This window comes from Nocardia sp. NPDC058497, assembly GCF_042720195.1.
GTDB lineage: Bacteria > Actinomycetota > Actinomycetes > Mycobacteriales > Mycobacteriaceae > Nocardia.
Window position 1 is genome coordinate 1 of the sequence record NZ_JBHXMY010000158.1, and the last position, 2,823, is coordinate 2,823.

3 protein-coding genes are annotated in these 2,823 nt (G+C 67.7%); 2 read left to right on the forward strand and 1 reads right to left on the reverse strand.

The annotated features are described in order from the left end of the window. Nucleotides 1-581: polysaccharide deacetylase family protein (locus tag ACFWPJ_RS13420; RefSeq protein ID WP_378850648.1), on the forward strand; the 581-nt coding region annotated here is incomplete at its 5' end. A 108-nt stretch (nt 582-689) separates the two neighbouring features. Here the strand turns inward: ACFWPJ_RS13420 and ACFWPJ_RS13425 are convergent. Beyond that, complete coding sequence (locus ACFWPJ_RS13425) at nt 690-1,325, reverse strand: hypothetical protein (protein WP_378850651.1); 636 nt, start codon at nt 1,323-1,325, stop codon at nt 690-692. A gap of 238 nt (nt 1,326-1,563) precedes the next feature. Here ACFWPJ_RS13425 and serC point away from each other — a divergent pair, with 238 nt between their 5' ends. Continuing rightward, complete coding sequence (gene serC, locus ACFWPJ_RS13430) at nt 1,564-2,685, forward strand: phosphoserine transaminase (RefSeq protein ID WP_378850653.1); 1,122 nt, start codon at nt 1,564-1,566, stop codon at nt 2,683-2,685. Nucleotides 2,686-2,823: the final 138 nt, after the last annotated feature.

Consider the following 2,823-nt stretch of genomic DNA (forward strand, 5'->3'; position numbering starts at 1 on the left):
CACTCACCTTCGACGCGTTCGGCGGACCCGGCAACAGCCAACTCGACCAGTCACTGATCGACCTGCTGATCACCGAACAGGTCCCGGCGACCCTGTTCCTCAACAAGCGCTGGATCGACGCCGACCCCACCCGGGTCCAGCGCCTCGCCGCGAACCCGCTGTTCGAGATCGCCTCCCACGGCGTCGCCCACAAACCGCTCTCGGTCACCGGCCGCGCCGCCTACAACATCGCGGGCACCGTCTCGGCCGAGGAGGCGGTGCACGAGGTGTGGACCAACCACGAACGCATCACCGAGCTCGCCGGCAAACCACCGCGCTTCTTCCGCGCAGGCACCGCCCACTACGACAACATCGCAGTCGCCATCGTCAACGAACTGGGCGAAACACCTCTCGGCTTCACCATCAACGCCGACTTCGGCGCGACGGCGTCAGCGGCCCAGGTCCAGCGCGCGATGAACGCGGCCACCCCGGGAAGCATCGCGCTCGCCCACATGCACCGCCCGAAATCCGGCACCGCGACGGGCATGGCCGCGGCGATCCCCGCCCTCCGCGCCGCGGGCTACACCTTCGTCCACCTGTAGTCGCAATCCTCAGCCCGCGTAGCGATGTCGTAGCTCGCCCCCCAGCACCACAGGCTGTCGAGTTCCGGCACTCACCCGGGTGAGCGGTCGCGCGTGCGGTCAGGTGACTCAGGTCAGGGTGGAGAAGTCGATGGCGACGGTGCTGCCCCGGTCGACGGTCAAGAACGCGGCGTCGAGGCGAGCGCCGAGTTCGATCTGGCCGACTGCGGCGAGCGGGACCGGCTGGATCAGGCGTACTCGCCATGGTGTCGGTTCGTCCCAGGCGCGCAGTTCGAGGTCGAGGCGCAGGACCGGGTCGTCGCGGCCGGTGTAGTCCGCGGCGATCGGGGCCACCGCGAGCACTGTCGCCTCTGCCCTGCGCCCGTTGGCCAGGATTTTGGCGGCTGCGCTCCGGCCGGATTGCGGGATCTCGGGCACGAACAGCACCACGCGTTCCCGGTCGCCCGGGTCAACCCGGCACCCGACGGTATCGCCGGGCTGCATCCATTCCAGGTCCTGGCTACGGACCCGCTGTCGTACCCGCGCGTCGTAGGCAAGCTCGCCGGGCACGTGGACCCGCACGGAGAACCGGTAGCCGCCCTCCCCACGCCGCGATCGCACCGACATCACCGTCGCGGTGGCAGGTAACCCTCTGATCAGCAATTCCCGCCGGGAACTCTCGGCCAGCAACCCCGGCCGCCTCCCGAACACCCAGGCGAACCGGTCGAGCAGGTTCCGACCGGGGTCGACCGCAACGAGGCTCATAGCAGAAGAGTAATGCGAATGCCCTACCCACAAGGGCAAATTCCCCGCACTCCCAGCCACACCGGGTGGGGGCAACTGCGCTGCGCGTTCACTGATCGCGGTTTCGGTCGAGATTCGCACCGATTGCGTCGATAGTGTGCGTTCGGCGCGGTGGAACCAGCCCAACCCCGCGTGTCCCGCCTCACAGCACCCACCCCACCCCGACAACTCCCGCGCCCCCACCACTAAACTCACCCCCATGACCAGTGCGTTCCCGACCATTCCCGCCGACCTCAAGCCCGCCGACGGACGGTTCGGCTGCGGCCCGTCCAAGGTCCGCCCGGAGCAGCTGCAGTCCCTGGTGACTGTCGGCGCCTCGGTGTTCGGTACCTCGCATCGCCAGAAGCCGGTCAAGGACGTCGTGGCGCGGGTGCGCAACGGCCTGCGTGAGCTGTTCTCGCTGCCCGAGGGCTACGAGGTCGTGCTCGGCAACGGTGGCACCACCGCGTTCTGGGATGCCGCCGCGTTCGGCCTGATCCGCGAGCGTTCGCTGCACCTGACCAACGGTGAGTTCTCCTCGAAGTTCGCCTCGGTCGCCAAGGGCAACCCCTTCATCGGTGACCCGATCGTCGTCTCCTCGGAGCCGGGCAGCGCGCCCGAGCCCGTCTCGGACCCCTCGGTCGACCTCATCGGCTGGGCCCACAACGAGACCTCGACCGGTGTGTCCATCCCGGTCTCGCGTCCGGTCGGCTCGGAGAACGCCCTGATCGCCATCGACGCCACCTCCGGCGCGGGCGGCCTGCCGGTGAACATCGCCGACGCCGACGTCTACTACTTCGCCCCGCAGAAGTGCTTCGCCGCCGATGGTGGCCTGTGGATCGCGATCATGAGCCCGGCCGCGCTGGCCCGCGTCGCGGAGATCAAGGCCTCGGGTCGCTGGACCCCGGAGTTCCTGTCGCTGCCGATCGCCATCGACAACTCCACCAAGGACCAGACCTACAACACCCCGGCGCTGGCCACCCTGCTGCTGTTCGCCGACCAGATCGAGTGGATGAACGCCAACGGCGGCCTCGACTGGACCGTCAAGCGCACCCTCGACTCGTCCTCGCGCCTGTACTCGTGGGCCGAGTCGAGCTCCTTCGCCACCCCGTACGTCACCGATCCGGCGCACCGTTCGCAGGTCGTGGGCACCATCGACTTCGACGACGCCGTCGACGCCGCCCAGGTCGCCAAGATCCTGCGCGCCAACGGCATCGTCGACACCGAGCCGTACCGGAAGCTGGGCCGTAACCAGCTGCGCGTCGGCATGTTCCCGGCGATCGACCCGGAAGACGTGTCGCAGCTGACCCGTTCGATCGACTGGGTCGTCGGCCAGCTCTGAGATAAGACCGCGATCAGGGCCGGTGCCCGGCGAACCTTTTCGGTTTTGCGGGCCCCCGGCCCTTTGGTGTGTTTTGAAAATTTTGTTTTGGTCAAAAGAAAGGCCCGCGGGTATTGTTTTTTTTTAATAAAAAAAAAA